At 74.4% G+C, this 12,981-nt stretch carries 15 protein-coding genes; 3 read left to right on the forward strand and 12 right to left on the reverse strand.

The window, feature by feature from the left end:
• Positions 1 to 76: 76 nt before the first annotated feature.
• The 4 genes from RND61_RS05325 to hisI form a co-directional block, all read right to left on the reverse strand.
• Positions 77 to 328, reverse strand: coding sequence for an HGxxPAAW family protein (locus RND61_RS05325; protein WP_315876517.1), 252 nt, complete (start codon positions 326 to 328; stop codon positions 77 to 79).
• Positions 329 to 454: 126 nt separating this feature from the next.
• Positions 455 to 1,114 (reverse strand): TIGR02234 family membrane protein, encoded by a 660-nt coding sequence (locus tag RND61_RS05330; protein WP_315876518.1) that lies wholly within the window; start codon positions 1,112 to 1,114, stop codon positions 455 to 457.
• On the reverse strand, positions 1,114 to 2,616 hold the full coding sequence (locus RND61_RS05335; RefSeq protein ID WP_315876519.1) for an anthranilate synthase component I: 1,503 nt from the start codon (positions 2,614 to 2,616) through the stop codon (positions 1,114 to 1,116). Before RND61_RS05335 ends, RND61_RS05330 begins: the two co-directional genes overlap by 1 nt.
• A 14-nt stretch (positions 2,617 to 2,630) precedes the next feature.
• Positions 2,631 to 2,978, reverse strand: coding sequence for a phosphoribosyl-AMP cyclohydrolase (gene hisI / locus RND61_RS05340; RefSeq protein WP_315876520.1), 348 nt, complete (start codon positions 2,976 to 2,978; stop codon positions 2,631 to 2,633).
• 83 nt (positions 2,979 to 3,061) lie between these two features.
• Between hisI and RND61_RS05345 the strand changes: the two genes are divergently transcribed.
• Positions 3,062 to 3,694: a TIGR03085 family metal-binding protein gene (locus RND61_RS05345; RefSeq protein ID WP_315876521.1), complete on the forward strand. Its 633-nt coding sequence runs from the start codon at positions 3,062 to 3,064 to the stop codon at positions 3,692 to 3,694.
• 450 nt (positions 3,695 to 4,144) lie between these two features.
• Here the strand turns inward: RND61_RS05345 and hisF are convergent, their stop codons facing one another.
• The 8 genes from hisF to hisD form a co-directional block, all read right to left on the reverse strand.
• The gene (gene hisF / locus RND61_RS05350) at positions 4,145 to 4,915 is read right to left on the reverse strand and encodes an imidazole glycerol phosphate synthase subunit HisF (protein WP_315876522.1); all 771 of its coding nucleotides are present in this window, start codon (positions 4,913 to 4,915) and stop codon (positions 4,145 to 4,147) included.
• Positions 4,912 to 5,319 (reverse strand): RidA family protein, encoded by a 408-nt coding sequence (locus RND61_RS05355; protein WP_315876523.1) that lies wholly within the window; start codon positions 5,317 to 5,319, stop codon positions 4,912 to 4,914. Before RND61_RS05355 ends, hisF begins: the two co-directional genes overlap by 4 nt.
• Positions 5,316 to 6,041 (reverse strand): bifunctional 1-(5-phosphoribosyl)-5-((5-phosphoribosylamino)methylideneamino)imidazole-4-carboxamide isomerase/phosphoribosylanthranilate isomerase PriA, encoded by a 726-nt coding sequence (gene priA, locus RND61_RS05360; protein WP_315876524.1) that lies wholly within the window; start codon positions 6,039 to 6,041, stop codon positions 5,316 to 5,318. Before priA ends, RND61_RS05355 begins: the two co-directional genes overlap by 4 nt.
• A gap of 41 nt (positions 6,042 to 6,082) precedes the next feature.
• Positions 6,083 to 6,727, reverse strand: coding sequence for an imidazole glycerol phosphate synthase subunit HisH (hisH, locus tag RND61_RS05365; protein ID WP_315876624.1), 645 nt, complete (start codon positions 6,725 to 6,727; stop codon positions 6,083 to 6,085).
• Positions 6,728 to 6,732: 5 nt separating this feature from the next.
• Positions 6,733 to 6,900 (reverse strand): hypothetical protein, encoded by a 168-nt coding sequence (locus RND61_RS05370; protein ID WP_315876525.1) that lies wholly within the window; start codon positions 6,898 to 6,900, stop codon positions 6,733 to 6,735.
• Between the two features lie 88 nt (positions 6,901 to 6,988).
• A complete protein-coding gene (gene hisB, locus RND61_RS05375) occupies positions 6,989 to 7,582 on the reverse strand; it encodes an imidazoleglycerol-phosphate dehydratase HisB (RefSeq protein WP_315876526.1) in 594 nt (197 codons plus the stop codon).
• Complete coding sequence (locus RND61_RS05380; RefSeq protein WP_315876527.1) at positions 7,579 to 8,691, reverse strand: histidinol-phosphate transaminase; 1,113 nt, start codon at positions 8,689 to 8,691, stop codon at positions 7,579 to 7,581. The genes hisB and RND61_RS05380 overlap by 4 nt, the downstream gene beginning before the upstream one ends.
• Positions 8,688 to 10,010 carry a histidinol dehydrogenase gene (gene hisD / locus RND61_RS05385; RefSeq protein WP_315876528.1) on the reverse strand — a complete coding sequence of 441 codons (1,323 nt, stop codon included), beginning with the start codon at positions 10,008 to 10,010 and terminating at the stop codon, positions 8,688 to 8,690. Before hisD ends, RND61_RS05380 begins: the two co-directional genes overlap by 4 nt.
• A gap of 236 nt (positions 10,011 to 10,246) precedes the next feature.
• Here hisD and RND61_RS05390 point away from each other — a divergent pair, with 236 nt between their 5' ends.
• Both RND61_RS05390 and RND61_RS05395 read left to right on the forward strand, forming a co-directional pair.
• On the forward strand, positions 10,247 to 11,809 hold the full coding sequence (locus RND61_RS05390) for an oxidoreductase (RefSeq protein ID WP_315876626.1): 1,563 nt from the start codon (positions 10,247 to 10,249) through the stop codon (positions 11,807 to 11,809).
• Between the two features lie 188 nt (positions 11,810 to 11,997).
• Positions 11,998 to 12,978 carry a hypothetical protein gene (locus RND61_RS05395; RefSeq protein ID WP_391652896.1) on the forward strand — a complete coding sequence of 327 codons (981 nt, stop codon included), beginning with the start codon at positions 11,998 to 12,000 and terminating at the stop codon, positions 12,976 to 12,978.
• Positions 12,979 to 12,981: the final 3 nt, after the last annotated feature.

Raw genomic sequence — 12,981 nt, forward strand, 5'->3', positions numbered from 1 at the left:
GCCCGCGCGGGAAGGCGCAGCCCGGCGGGGCCGGACCGTGCCCCGCCCCTGACCGGGGGTCAGGGGCGTGCGGGGGTCAGGAGGCGGCCTCCGCGCGGCTGGCGGCGGCCCGGGCCTCGGCCTGCTCCCGCGACTCCTTCGGCTGGCCGAGTCCGGCGGCCTTCATCGCGGCGCCGACGACACCGCCGAGCAGGACGACGGCGATTCCGGCCCAGAAGCCGAGCGGGTTGGCCGCCACCATGAAGACACCGGCGATGCAGAAGCCGATGAAGGAGATGGTGACACCGGTCCAGGCGGCCGGGGTGTGTCCGTGGGCGCTGCCCGCCATGAGTTGCTCCTCGTTGAATGTTGCTCTGTGGTGAGGCCCCGCCGAGTGCGGACGCTCACGGCCATTCTTCCGCACGCGCGCGTACCGGGTGATCCGGGGGTGCGCCGCATGCGTCGTAGGCCCCGGTCAGGTGCCGTCCGTGGGGTCCTCGCCGCGGTCCAGGGCCTTCCACAGGTCCTCGGGCCGGTCGGGGTCGCCGGCGCGGCGGGCGCCGCGCGCGCGGGGGGCGCCGTCGCGCTCGTACCGGCCGGACATGGCGGGCCAGGTCCGGCCGTACCGCAGGGCGATCAGTCCGGCGGCGAGGATCAGCAGGGCGGCGACGGCCGTCACGTACGGCCAGGCCGTCTGCGTCAGGGCGGCGGCCCGCGCGGCGGTGTCGCCGGTGGTGCGGGCGGCCTGCTCGTCCAGGGCGGTGCTGTCGTTCGCGCCGAGGAGGGCGGCCGTGGCCGCCCCGGCGCCGCTCAGCGCGAGGAACAGCGCGACGACGCGGCGGCCGGCGCCGCGCGCGGCGAGGACGGCGACGAGGGCGGCGAGCCCCACCACGGCCAGGGCCGTGGGCGCGCCGGTGATGTCACCCCCGGCGGCCTCCAGGGCGACGCTGCCGCCGACGCCGGTGACGCGCCCCTCGGTCCAGGTGCGGCCGGAGGCGAGGAGGACGACGGCGGCGCCGAGGGCGCCGAGGAGCAGGGCCACGGCGAGGCTGCGACGGCCGCCTCCGGCGGTCACCGCCTCGCCCTGGCCGGTGGCACGGGGCTGGGGTACGGATGCGGCACTCACGTGTTCCACTATCCCCCATGCGCCCGGACGCGGTTCATCCGGTTGGCCGTGTGGACGGCGCGGAGCACCGCGGCCGCCTTGTTGCGGCACTCGGTGTCCTCCGCGACCGGGTCGGAGTCCGCGACCACCCCGGCACCCGCCTGGACGTACGCCGTGCCGTCGCGCAGCAGGGCCGTGCGGATGGCGATGGCCGTGTCCGAGTCGCCCGCGAAGTCCAGATAGCCGACGGCGCCGCCGTACAGGCCGCGGCGGCTGGGCTCCAGCTCCTCGATGATCTGCATGGCGCGCGGCTTGGGCGCTCCGGAGAGCGTCCCGGCGGGGAAGCAGGCGGTCAGCACGTCGAAGGCCGTGCGGCCCTCCGCGACGCGGCCGGTCACCGTGGAGACGATGTGCATGACGTGGGAGTAGCGCTCGATCGACATGAAGTCGACGACCTCGACGGAGCCCGGCGCGCAGACCCGGCCCAGGTCGTTGCGGCCGAGGTCGACGAGCATGAGGTGCTCGGCGCGCTCCTTGGGGTCGGCGATCAGCTCGTCGGCGAGGGCCTGGTCCTCCTGCGGGGTGGCGCCGCGCGGCCGGGTGCCGGCGATCGGGTGGAGCATCGCGTGCCCGGCCTCGACCTTGACCAGCGCCTCAGGGCTGGAGCCGACGACGTCGAACCCGTCGAAGCGGAGCAGGTACATGTACGGGGACGGGTTGGTGGCCCGCAGGACCCGGTAGACGTCCAGGGCGCTCGCCGTGCAGGGCGTCCGGAAGCGCTGCGACGGGACGACCTGGAAGGCCTCGCCGGCGCGGATGCGCTCCTTGATGTCCTCGACGGCCTCCTGGTACGCCTCGCCGCCCCAGCGGGCGGTGTACTCGGGCAGCTCGGACGGCGGCAGGACCGCGGGCCCGGAGTCGACGGGCCTGGTGAGGTCCGCCTCCATGGCGTCGAGCCGGGCGACGGCGTCCGCGTGGGCCTCGTCGACGCCGGTGTCGAGGTCGTTGTGGTTGATCGCGTTGGCGATCAGCAGGACCGTGCCGTCCCAGTGGTCAAGGACGGCCAGGTCGGAGGTGAGCAGCATGGTCAGCTCGGGCAGGCCCAGCTCGTCCGCGCCGTGGTCGCCGATGCGCTCCAGGCGCCGCACGATGTCGTAGCCGAGGTAGCCCACCATGCCGCCGGTGAAGGGCGGCATCCCGGAGGCGAGGTCGCGCGGGGTGTGCAGGGCCTCCACGGTGGCGCGCAGGGCCTCCAGCGGGTCGCCGTCGACGGGGACGCCGACGGGCGGCGTGCCCAGCCAGTGCGCCTGCCCGTCGCGTACGGTCAGGGTGGCGGCGCTGCGGACGCCGACGAAGGAGTAGCGGGACCAGGAGCGGCCGTTCTCGGCGGACTCCAGGAGGAACGTTCCGGGGCGTTCTGCGGCCAGCTTGCGGTAAAGGCCGACCGGGGTGTCGCCGTCCGCGAGGAGGCGGCGGCTGACGGGGATCACTCGGCGGTCGGCCGCCAGCTTGCGGAAGGTCTCGAGGTCCATGCCGCCCGACCCTACTAGCCCAACGGGAGCACGTCCGCGTCGAAGCACGTCCTGGCGCCGGTGTGACAGGCGGCGCCCACCTGGTCGACCTTGACGAGGACCGTGTCGGCGTCGCAGTCGAGGGCGACGGACTTGACGTGCTGGACGTGACCGGACGTGTCGCCCTTGACCCAGTACTCCTGGCGGCTGCGCGACCAGTAGGTGCAGCGGCCGGTGGTGAGGGTGCGGTGCAGGGCCTCGTCGTCCATCCAGCCGAGCATCAGCACCTCGCCGGTGTCGTACTGCTGGGCGATGGCCGGGACCAGCCCGTCGGGGCTGCGCTTGAGGCGGGCGGCGATGGCCGGGTCAAGGTTGCTGGTCATGCCGCCATTGTGCCGCGCGGCGCGGGGCGGACCGGGCCGTGTCCACTGGGCGGACCGGGGCGCGCCCCCGTACGCTGGCGGTCATGTCCACCCATGCCAAGCGTGAACGACTGCTCCTGGCCGATCTGTTGGAGACGGCGGGTCCCGACGCGCCGACCCTCTGCGACGGCTGGACCGCCCGTGACCTGGCCGCCCACCTGGTGGTGCGCGAGCGCCGCCCGGACGCGGCGGCGGGCGTCCTGCTGGGGCCGCTGCGGGACCGGCTGGAGCGGGTGCAGGCGGAGTTCGCCGCGAAGCCGTACGAGGAGCTGCTCGGGCTGATCCGGACGGGCCCGCCGCGGATGTCGCCGTTCTCGATCAAGCAGGTCGACGAGGGCGCGAACACGATGGAGTTCTACGTCCACGCCGAGGACGTGCGGCGGGCGCGGGCGGACTGGACGCCGCGCGAGGTCGACCCGGTGTTCGCGGACGCGCTGTGGTCCCGGCTGGAGAGGATGGCCCGGCTGATGGGGCGGCGCTCCCCCGTGGGCCTCGTCGTGCGCCGCCCCGACGGCCGGACGGCCGTCGCGCACCGCGGTACGCCCGTGGTGACGGTGACCGGTGAGCCGGGCGAGCTGACGCTGTTCCTGTACGGGCGGCAGGAAGCCGCCAGGGTGGAGTTGGACGGCGACAAGGAAGCGGTCGCGCGCGTCCTCGAAGCGAGGCTGGGGGTCTGAGGCCGCGCTCAGGGCCGCGAGGACCGGCGGGTACGGCGTAGGCCGTCGTCGGCCACCGGCCGCTTTCCGCCGCGCCCCGGGACCGGCGGGCACGGCGTGTACGCGGACGGCGGGGAAGGCGCGCGCCTTCCCCGCACGGACGTTCCCGGCTTCGGGGCCCGCGTCGACCCGCGCGGGGCGCTGTCCGTCGCGGCCGGCGCGCCCGGCCGGGGCGTGGGGCTCCTGCCGGAGCCGGGCCGCAGCCCCGCCGGTGCGCGAAGGGCCCGCGGAGGCGGGGCCGCCGTGCGCCGTCCCCGCCGTGGACGGCCTGCGGGCGGGGTGCGGGCGGCCCGGGGTCTTCCCCCGCCCCGGGGCCCGCGCGGCGGGGCCCCGTCCTGACGGCCGGGCCCGCCGCCGTGGTGGGCGACCCGGGCCGAGGGCCGGCCCGGCCGCCGCGCGCGGGGCCCCGCCTCAGCGGACGGGGTGGCCCGCTTCCCGGAGGGTGGCCTTCACCTCGCCGATCCGCAGGTCGCCGAAGTGGAACACGGACGCCGCCAGGACGGCGTCCGCGCCGGCCTCGATCGCGGGCGGGAAGTGGCCGAGCGCCCCGGCGCCGCCGGAAGCGATCACCGGTACGGAGACGTGCGCGCGGACAGCCGAGATCATCGCGGTGTCGTAGCCGTCCTTCGTGCCGTCCGCGTCCATGGAGTTCAGCAGGATCTCCCCCGCGCCCAGCTCCGCGGCCCGGTGGGCCCACTCCACGGCGTCGATGCCGGTCCCCCGGCGCCCGCCGTGCGTGGTGACCTCGAACCCGGACGGCGTGCCGGTGCCCTCCGGGCAGCGCCGGGCGTCCACGGACAGCACGAGCACCTGGCTGCCGAACCGCTCGGAGACCTCCCGGATCAGCTCGGGGCGGGCGATGGCGGCCGTGTTGACGCCGACCTTGTCCGCGCCGGCGCGCAGCAGCCGGTCCACGTCGTCGGCGCTGCGCACGCCGCCGCCCACGGTGAGCGGGATGAACACCTGCTCGGCGGTGCGCCGCACCACGTCGTAGGTGGTCTCCCGGTTGCCGGACGACGCGGTGATGTCGAGGAACGTCAGCTCGTCGGCGCCCTCGGCGTCGTACAGCTTCGCCATCTCGACGGGGTCGCCCGCGTCGCGCAGGTTCTGGAAGTTGACGCCCTTGACGACGCGGCCGTTGTCCACGTCGAGGCAGGGGATGACCCGGACCGCGAGGCTCATGACGCGGCACCTCCGTTCGCGCGGTACGCCTCGACCTCGACCTCGACGACGAGCCGGGGGTCGACGAAGCCGGAGACGATGAGCATCGACGCGGCGGGGCGGACGGCGTCGAACAGCTCCTTGTGGGCGCGTCCGACCTCCTCCACGTCCCGCGCGTGGGTGATGTACATCCGGGTGCGGACCACGTCCGCCGGGCCGAGGCCGAGCTGCCCCAGCGCGTCGAACGCCACGTTGAAGGCGTTGACGGCCTGCTCGTACGGGCCGCCCTCGGCGATGGCGCCGTCGACGACGGACGTGCACCCGGAGACCAGGACGAGGCCGTGGGGCAGCTCCACCGCGCGGGAGTAGCCGAACTGCTCCTCCCAGGGCGCGCCGGTGACGACCTTGCGCACGGACCCGGTCACGCGGACACCGCCGCGAGGGCTTCCTCGAGGGTGAAGGACTTGGCGTACAGCGCCTTGCCGACGATGGCGCCCTCGACGCCCAGCGGGACCAGCTCGGCGATGGCGCGCAGGTCGTCGAGGGAGGAGACGCCGCCGGAGGCGACGACGGGCCGGTCGGTGGCGGCGCAGACGTCGCGCAGCAGCTCCAGGTTGGGGCCCTGGAGCGTGCCGTCCTTGGCGATGTCGGTGACGACGTACCGGGCGCAGCCCTCGGAGTCGAGGCGCGCCAGCGTCTCGTACAGGTCGCCGCCGTCGCGGGTCCAGCCGCGGCCGCGCAGGGTGGTGCCGCGCACGTCGAGGCCGACGGCGATCCTGTCGCCGTGCTCGGCGATCACCTTGGCGACCCACTCGGGGCTCTCCAGGGCGGCCGTGCCCAGGTTGACGCGGGTGCAGCCGGTGGCGAGGGCCGCGGCGAGGGAGGCGTCGTCGCGGATGCCACCGGACAGCTCGACCTTGATGTCCATGGCCCCGGTGACCTCGGCGATCAGGTCGCGGTTGTCACCGGTGCCGAAGGCGGCGTCGAGGTCGACGAGGTGGAGCCACTCGGCGCCCGCGCGCTGCCAGGCCAGGGCCGCCTCCAGCGGGGAGCCGTAGGACGTCTCCGTGCCGGACTCGCCGTGGACGAGCCGTACGGCCTGGCCGTCCCGGACGTCGACGGCGGGGAGGAGTTCGAGCTTGGTCATCTCAGGGGTCCTAGCCTCTAAGCGGGGTCGGGAAGGTCGGATCAGAAGGTCTTGAGCCAGTTGGTGAGCAACTGGGCCCCGGCGTCGCCGGACTTCTCCGGGTGGAACTGGGTCGCCCACAGGGCGCCGTTCTCGACGGCGGCGACGAACCTCTCGCCGTGCGCGGACCAGGTGACCCTGGGGGGGCGCAGGGCGGGGTTGGCGGTCTCCAGGGACCAGTCGGTCACGGCGTACGAGTGCACGAAGTAGAACCGCTCGTCGGGGTCGATCCCGGCGAACAGCTCGCTGTCCTCCGGCGCCTCGACGGTGTTCCACCCCATGTGCGGGATGACGGGCGCCTTGAGCGGGCCGACCGTCCCGGGCCACTCGTCGAGGCCCTCGGTCTCGACGCCGTGCTCGACGCCGTGCGCGAACAGGATCTGCATGCCGACGCAGATGCCCATGACGGGCCGCCCGCCGGACAGCCGGCGGCCGACGATCCAGTCCCCGCGGGCCTCCTTCAGCCCGGCCATGCAGGCGGAGAAGGCGCCGACGCCGGGGACGAGGAGCCCGTCGGCGTTCATGGCCTTGTCGTAGTCGCGGGTGATCTCGACGTCGGCGCCCACGCGCGCGAGGGCGCGTTCGGCGGAGCGGACGTTGCCGAACCCGTAGTCGAAGACGACGACTTTCTTCGCGGTGCTGTTCATTCGGGTCATTCCCAGATTCCCTGGATCCTCAGGACGCCGGCGAGGAGGCACATGCCGGAGGCGACGGCGAGCAGGACGACGACGCCCTTGGGCATCTTCTGCCGGGCGAAGGAGTAGACGCCGCCGGCCAGGAACAGGCCGACGACGATCAGGACGGTCGACAGTCCGGTCACCGCGTGCCCTCGTTCCCTTCTCCGCCCGCGCGGCGCGAAGGCGCCGCCGTCGTGCGCGTCCGCGGCCCGGCGGTCGCGCGGGCGCCGCTCACAGGGCGCCCTTCGTCGACGGCAGGATGCCGGCGGCGCGCGGGTCGCGCTCGGAGGCGTAGCGCAGGGCGCGGGCGAGGGCCTTGAACTGGCACTCCACGATGTGGTGGGCGTTGCGCCCGTACGGGACGTGGACGTGCAGGGCGATCTGGGCCTGGGCGACGAACGACTCCAGGATGTGCCGGGTCATCGTCGTGTCGTACGCGCCGATCATCGCCGCCATGTTCTCGGGCTCGGTGTGCACGAGGTACGGGCGGCCGGAGAGGTCGACGGTGACCTGGGCGAGGGACTCGTCCAGCGGGACCGTGCAGTTGCCGAAGCGGTAGATGCCGACCTTGTCGCCGAGGGCCTGCTTGAAGGCGGCGCCGAGGGCGAGGGCGGTGTCCTCGATCGTGTGGTGCGAGTCGATGTGCAGGTCGCCCTCGGTCTTGACCGTGAGGTCGAACAGCCCGTGGCGGCCGAGCTGGTCGAGCATGTGGTCGTAGAAGCCGACGCCGGTGGCGACGTCGACCTTCCCGGTGCCGTCGAGGTCGATCTCGACGACGACGGAGGTTTCCTTGGTGGTGCGCTCGACCCGTCCTACGCGGCTCATGAGCTCTGCTCCTTCCTCAGTGCGCGAACCGCATCCAGGAACGCGTCGTTCTCCTGCGGCGTGCCGGCCGTGACCCGAAGCCAACCCGGTACGCCGTTGTCGCGGACCAGGACGCCGCGGTCGAGGATCCCGCGCCACGCGGCGTGGGCGTCCTCGAAGCGGCCGAACTGGACGAAGTTGGCGTCGGAGTCGGTGACCTCGTACCCGAGGGCGCGCAGCTCGGTGACGAGCCGGTCCCGTTCGGCCTTGAGGTGTTCGACGTACCCCAGCAGCGTATCGGTGTGTTCGAGCGCGGCGAGCGCGGTGGCCTGGGTGACGGCGGACAGGTGGTACGGCAGGCGGACCAGCTGGACGGCGTCGACGACGGCCGGGTGGGCGGCGAGGTAGCCGAGGCGGAGCCCGGCGGCGCCGAACGCCTTCGACATGGTGCGGGAGACCACCAGGTGCGGGCGGCCCTCGATGAGCGGCAGCAACGACGGGCGGTGGCTGAACTCGACGTACGCCTCGTCGACGACGACCAGGGACGGCTTGGCGGCCTGGGCGGCGTCGTGGAGGGCCAGCACCGTGTCGGCGTCGACGGCGGTGCCGGTGGGGTTGTTGGGGGAGGTGATGAACACCACGTCGGGGCGGTGCTCGGCGATGGCCGCCGAGGCGGCCGCCACGTCGATGCCGAAGTCGTCGCGGCGGGGGCCGGAGATCCAGCCGGTGCCCGTGCCGCGGGAGATCAGGCCGTGCATGGAGTACGAGGGCTCGAAGCCCAGCGCGGTCCTGCCGGGGCCGCCGAAGGTCTGCAGGAGCTGCTGGAGGACCTCGTTGGAGCCGTTGGCCGCCCAGACCCGGCTCGTGTCGACCTCGTGGCCGGTGGTGCGGGTGAGGTAGCGGGCCAGTCCGGCGCGCAGCTCGACCGCGTCGCGGTCGGGGTAGCGGTTGAGGTGCCGGGCGGCCTCCCGGACGCGCTCCGCGATGCGCTCCACGAGCGGCTCGGGCAGCGGGTAGGGGTTCTCGTTGGTGTTGAGGCGTACGGGTACGTCGAGCTGGGGCGCCCCGTAGGGGGACTTGCCGCGCAGCTCGTCGCGGATGGGCAGGTCGTCGATGCGCACGTCGGTCACGGCTGCGGCACCTCTCCCCCGAAGCGGGCCTTCACGGCCGCGCCGTGCGCCGGCAGGTCCTCCGCCTCGGCGAGCGTGACCACGTGGTGGGTGACCTCGGCGAGCGCTTCGCGCGTGTAGTCCACGATGTGGATGCCGCGCAGGAAGGACTGGACGGACAGGCCCGAGGAGTGGCAGGCGCAGCCGCCGGTGGGCAGGACGTGGTTGGAGCCGGCGCAGTAGTCCCCGAGGGAGACCGGCGACCAGGGGCCGACGAAGATCGCGCCGGCGTTGCGGACGCGCTGGGCGACGGCGGCGGCGTCGGCGGTCTGGATCTCCAGGTGCTCGGCGCCGTACGCGTCGACGACGCGCAGGCCCTCGTCGACGCCGTCGACGAGGACGATCGCGGACTGCTTGCCGCGCAGGGCGGGCAGGACGCGGTCGTCGACGTGCTTGGTCGCGGCGACCTGCGCCTCCAGCTCGCGCTCGACGGCGTCGGCCAGCTCGGCGGAGTCGGTGACGAGCACGGCGGCGGCGAGCGGGTCGTGCTCTGCCTGGCTGATCAGGTCGGCGGCGACGTGGACCGGGTCGGCGGTGGCGTCGGCGAGGACGGCGATCTCGGTGGGGCCGGCCTCCGTGTCGATGCCGATGCGGCCGGTGAAGTACCGCTTGGCGGCGGCGACCCAGATGTTGCCGGGGCCGGTGACCATGTCGGCGGGGGCGCAGGTCTCCGTGCCGTACGCGAACATGGCGACGGCCTGGGCGCCGCCCGCCGCGTACACCTCGTCGACGCCGAGGAGGGCGCAGGCGGCGAGGATCGTGGGGTGCGGCAGGCCGCCGAACTCCTTCTGCGGCGGGGACGCCAGGGCGATCGACCCGACGCCCGCCTCCTGCGCCGGCACGACGTTCATGATCACGGACGAGGGGTAGACGGAACGGCCGCCCGGCGCGTACAGGCCGACGCGCCCGACGGGGACCCACTTCTCGGTGACCGTGCCGCCGGGCACGACCTGTGTCGTGTGCGTGGTGCGGCGCTGCTCGCGGTGGACGGTCCGGGCGCGGCGGGCGGACTCCTCCAGGCCGGCGCGGACGGCCGGATCCAGCTCCTCCAGGGCGCGGGCCAACGCGGCGGCCGGGACGCGCACCTGGTCGAGGGCGACGCCGTCGAACCGCTCGGCGTAGTCGATCAGCGCCGCGTCGCCCCGATGGTGCACGGCCTCGCAGATGGGCCGCACCTTCTCCAGGGCGGCTTCCACGTCGAACTCGGCACGGGGCAGCAGGTCGCGCAGGGCGCCGCCCGTCGGCAGGGCGTCGCCGCGCAGATCGATTCGTGAGATCACAGGTCAATTCTCGCAGACGGGCTCGCGGCTCCGACCGTCCGTATCACTGGCTGATACACGCCACATCACCCCGCGGTTGTCACACCTGACCGTTAGCGTTCAGGCCGTCACGCAGAGGGAAGAACAGCCGTACGACCAGGGAAGCGAGGAGGGCGGCATTGACCGAGCCGCACGACGACCGCGACGACCGTCACGACGACGAGGTGCCCGGCGACCTCACCCCCGCCGAACTGGGGATGTGGCAGGCGTTCCGCATCGGCGCGTGGTACGACCTGCGCTCGGGCCATCCGGTGCTGGACGACCCGTTCGTGCCGCGGGAGTGGCCGCAGGAGCGGTGCGTCCGGGCGCGGGTGGTGGCCCGGCTGCTGCTGTCCGGCCCGCCGGCGCTGGCGGGGCGCGTCTCGGCGCTCAAGGTGCGCGGGGCGCGGATCACGGGGCGGCTGGACCTGGCGGGCGGCACGATCGCGCCGTACGTGGAGTTGCAGGGGTGCGTCTTCGACGACGAGGTGGTGCTGCCGGAGTCCCGGTTCACCACGCTCCGGCTGGTCGGCTGCGCGATACCCCGCCTGGAGGCGGCCCGGCTGCACACGGAGGGCGACCTGCACCTGCCGCGCTGCCGGGTGGCGCGCGGGGTGCGCCTCACGGACGCGCAGATAGGCACGGACCTGCTGATCAGCCAGATCCACGTGCAGCCGGACCGGCGCGGCCGGGCGATCGTCGCGGACGGCATGTCGGTGGCGCAGGACCTCCAGGCCGAGCTGATCGAGACGTACGGCGAGTTCAGCATGCGCGGCGCGAAGGTCGGGGTGTCGCTGAGCCTGCGCGGCAGCCGGCTGCGGGGCGCGGAGGGGCGGCGCGCGCTGAACGCGCCGCAGCTGAGCGTGGAGCGCACGCTGTACCTGACGGGCGCGTGGGTGAGCGAGTCGGTGGGCGGCTCGGGCGACCACCTGGGCGGGACGCCGCCGTACGGGCTGGGCGACGTCAACACGCCGATGCGGGGCACGCGGATGCGGCCCTTCGAGTGCCGGGGCGGGGTGCGGCTGGACGACGGGCGGTTCGGGGACGCGGTCGACCTGCACCAGGCGCGGTTCGTGCTGGCGTCGGCGCGCAGGGAGGAGTTGTCGCTGCGCAGGATCGTCACTCCGGAGCTGCGGTTCAACTGCGAGCGGCCGGAGGAGGGCCGGGTGGTGCTGAACGGCGCGAAGGTGGTCACGCTCGTCGACCAGGCGGCGAGCTGGCCGGGGCCGGGCGGCCTCGCGATCAGCGGGTTCGCGTACGAGAACCTGGTGCCGTACGGGCACTTCCCGCTGGCCCGGCGGCTGGAGTGGGTGGCGGCGGCGACGCCGGAGTACGCGCCGGAGCCGTACGAGCGGCTGGCGACGGTGCTGCGCGGCTGCGGCGAGGACGCCGACGCGCGGGAGGTGCTGCTGGCCAAGCAGCGGCGGCGCCGGGAGACGCTGCCGCTCGCCGCGAAGCTGTGGGGCTACCTCCAGGACTGGACGGTGGCGTACGGCTACCGGCCGGGGCGGGCGGCGGTGTGGATGGCGGTGCTGTGGGCGGCGGGGGCGCTGGCCTTCTCGTTCTACGAGCCGGTGCCGATCAAGCGGGACGAGTTCCCGCAGTGGGACGCGGTGCTCTACACGCTGGACCTGCTGCTGCCGGTGATCAACCTCGGCCAGGAGGGGTACTGGCGGCTGTCGGCGCCGCGGCAGTGGCTGTCGACGGTGCTGATCCTGGTGGGGTGGATTCTGGCCACCGCGGTGGCGGCGGGCGCGTCGCGGCTGCTGCGTCGGAGCTGACCGGGGGGCGGGTCCGGAGCGGTTCCGGGCGGGGGCGCCGACGGGTGCGGCGCGTTTCCACCCGTCCCCGCGCCACCGCTTTCTTTACCGCCTCTTGACGTTCGGCAGGACAACCTTCCCGCCGCCACCAAAGCTTCACAGCCTTCCTCTGGCGCGGCCCCCACCTGCGGTTTTCAATGGGCCGCACGATGTCTCTGCTCCGCGCCCTGCTGGGCAACGCGCGCACGGTCCGGCCCGGTCAGCCGCCCCGCGACGGGCTGCCGCCGGACGGCTCCGTGCTGCTGGACGCACCGGACGACAGGCTCGGCCCGGCGCTGGTGGCCGCCGCGCTCGGGGATCACATTCCGGCCGCCCGGCTGCTGGCCGCGACCCGGCACGCCGCCGAGTGGGAGTACCGCGACCGGTACGCCGTGCGCCTCGCCGCCTTCGCCCACAGCCGGGAGGACTGGCTGGCGGCGTGGCGGGCGCGGGCCCCCGACGACCCGGACGCGCTGCTCGTCGCGGCGCAACTGGCCGTGGACCGCGCCTGGGAGTCGCCCGTCCGCGCCGAACGGCTGCGGGAGGTGGAGCCGATGGTCCACGCGGCGGCCGAGATGGCGCCCCGCGACCCGGTGCCGTGGCGGATCGCGCTGGACCACGCGCGCGGCAGCAGGGCGCCGGACGCGCTGTTCGAGGCGCTGTGGGAGCAGGCGGTGCGCCGCTCCTCGCACCACCACGGGTGTCACGTGTCGGCGCTGGAGTACCTGTGGGCCCGCTGCTACGGCTCGCACCGGGCGTGCTTCGACTTCGCGGAGGCCGCCGCGCTCGACTCCCTGCCGGGCTCTCTGGTGCGGGCGCTGCCGCTGCGGGCCGCGTACGCGCAGTTGGTGAGCGGCGACGGGAACGGGGTGCCGGGGGCGCGGCTGGACGCGGCGGCGGACCTGGCGGTCGAGCTGTCGGCGCGCTACCCGGTGGGCGACCCGTGGCCGGCCGAGGTGCGCAACCTGCTGGCGTACGTGCTGATGGCGCGGCAGCGGTGGACGGCGGCGCTGGAGCAGTTCCGGCTCATCGGGGCACGGGCCACGTCGTACCCCTGGTCGGCCACGGCGGGCGAGGGCGGGGACCCGCTGGGGCGGTTCCTGGAGGCGCGCGACATGACGCGGCGGGCGAGCGTGCGACGGCACCGTTGACCG

The sequence above is a fragment of the Streptomyces tamarix genome, from assembly GCF_032423885.1.
In the GTDB taxonomy this organism is placed as follows: Bacteria; Actinomycetota; Actinomycetes; order Streptomycetales; family Streptomycetaceae; genus Streptomyces; species Streptomyces tamarix.

Bases quoted from the DNA above. Each gene is read 5' to 3' on its own strand.
- hisH (WP_315876624.1), bottom strand. From the start codon at position 6,727: ATGAACAGCACCGCGAAGAAAGTCGTCGTCTTCGACTACGGGTTCGGC.
- RND61_RS05395 (WP_391652896.1), top strand. From the start codon at position 11,998: ATGTCTCTGCTCCGCGCCCTGCTGGGCAACGCGCGCACGGTCCGGCCC.
- priA (WP_315876524.1), bottom strand. From the start codon at position 6,041: ATGACCAAGCTCGAACTCCTCCCCGCCGTCGACGTCCGGGACGGCCAG.
- hisF (WP_315876522.1), bottom strand. From the start codon at position 4,915: ATGAGCCTCGCGGTCCGGGTCATCCCCTGCCTCGACGTGGACAACGGC.
- hisB (WP_315876526.1), bottom strand. From the start codon at position 7,582: ATGAGCCGCGTAGGACGGGTCGAGCGCACCACCAAGGAAACCTCCGTC.
- hisI (WP_315876520.1), bottom strand. From the start codon at position 2,978: ATGACCAGCAACCTTGACCCGGCCATCGCCGCCCGCCTCAAGCGCAGC.
- RND61_RS05390 (WP_315876626.1), top strand. From the start codon at position 10,247: ATGTGGCAGGCGTTCCGCATCGGCGCGTGGTACGACCTGCGCTCGGGC.
- RND61_RS05345 (WP_315876521.1), top strand. From the start codon at position 3,062: ATGTCCACCCATGCCAAGCGTGAACGACTGCTCCTGGCCGATCTGTTG.
- RND61_RS05335 (WP_315876519.1), bottom strand. From the start codon at position 2,616: ATGGACCTCGAGACCTTCCGCAAGCTGGCGGCCGACCGCCGAGTGATC.
- RND61_RS05325 (WP_315876517.1), bottom strand. From the start codon at position 328: ATGGCGGGCAGCGCCCACGGACACACCCCGGCCGCCTGGACCGGTGTC.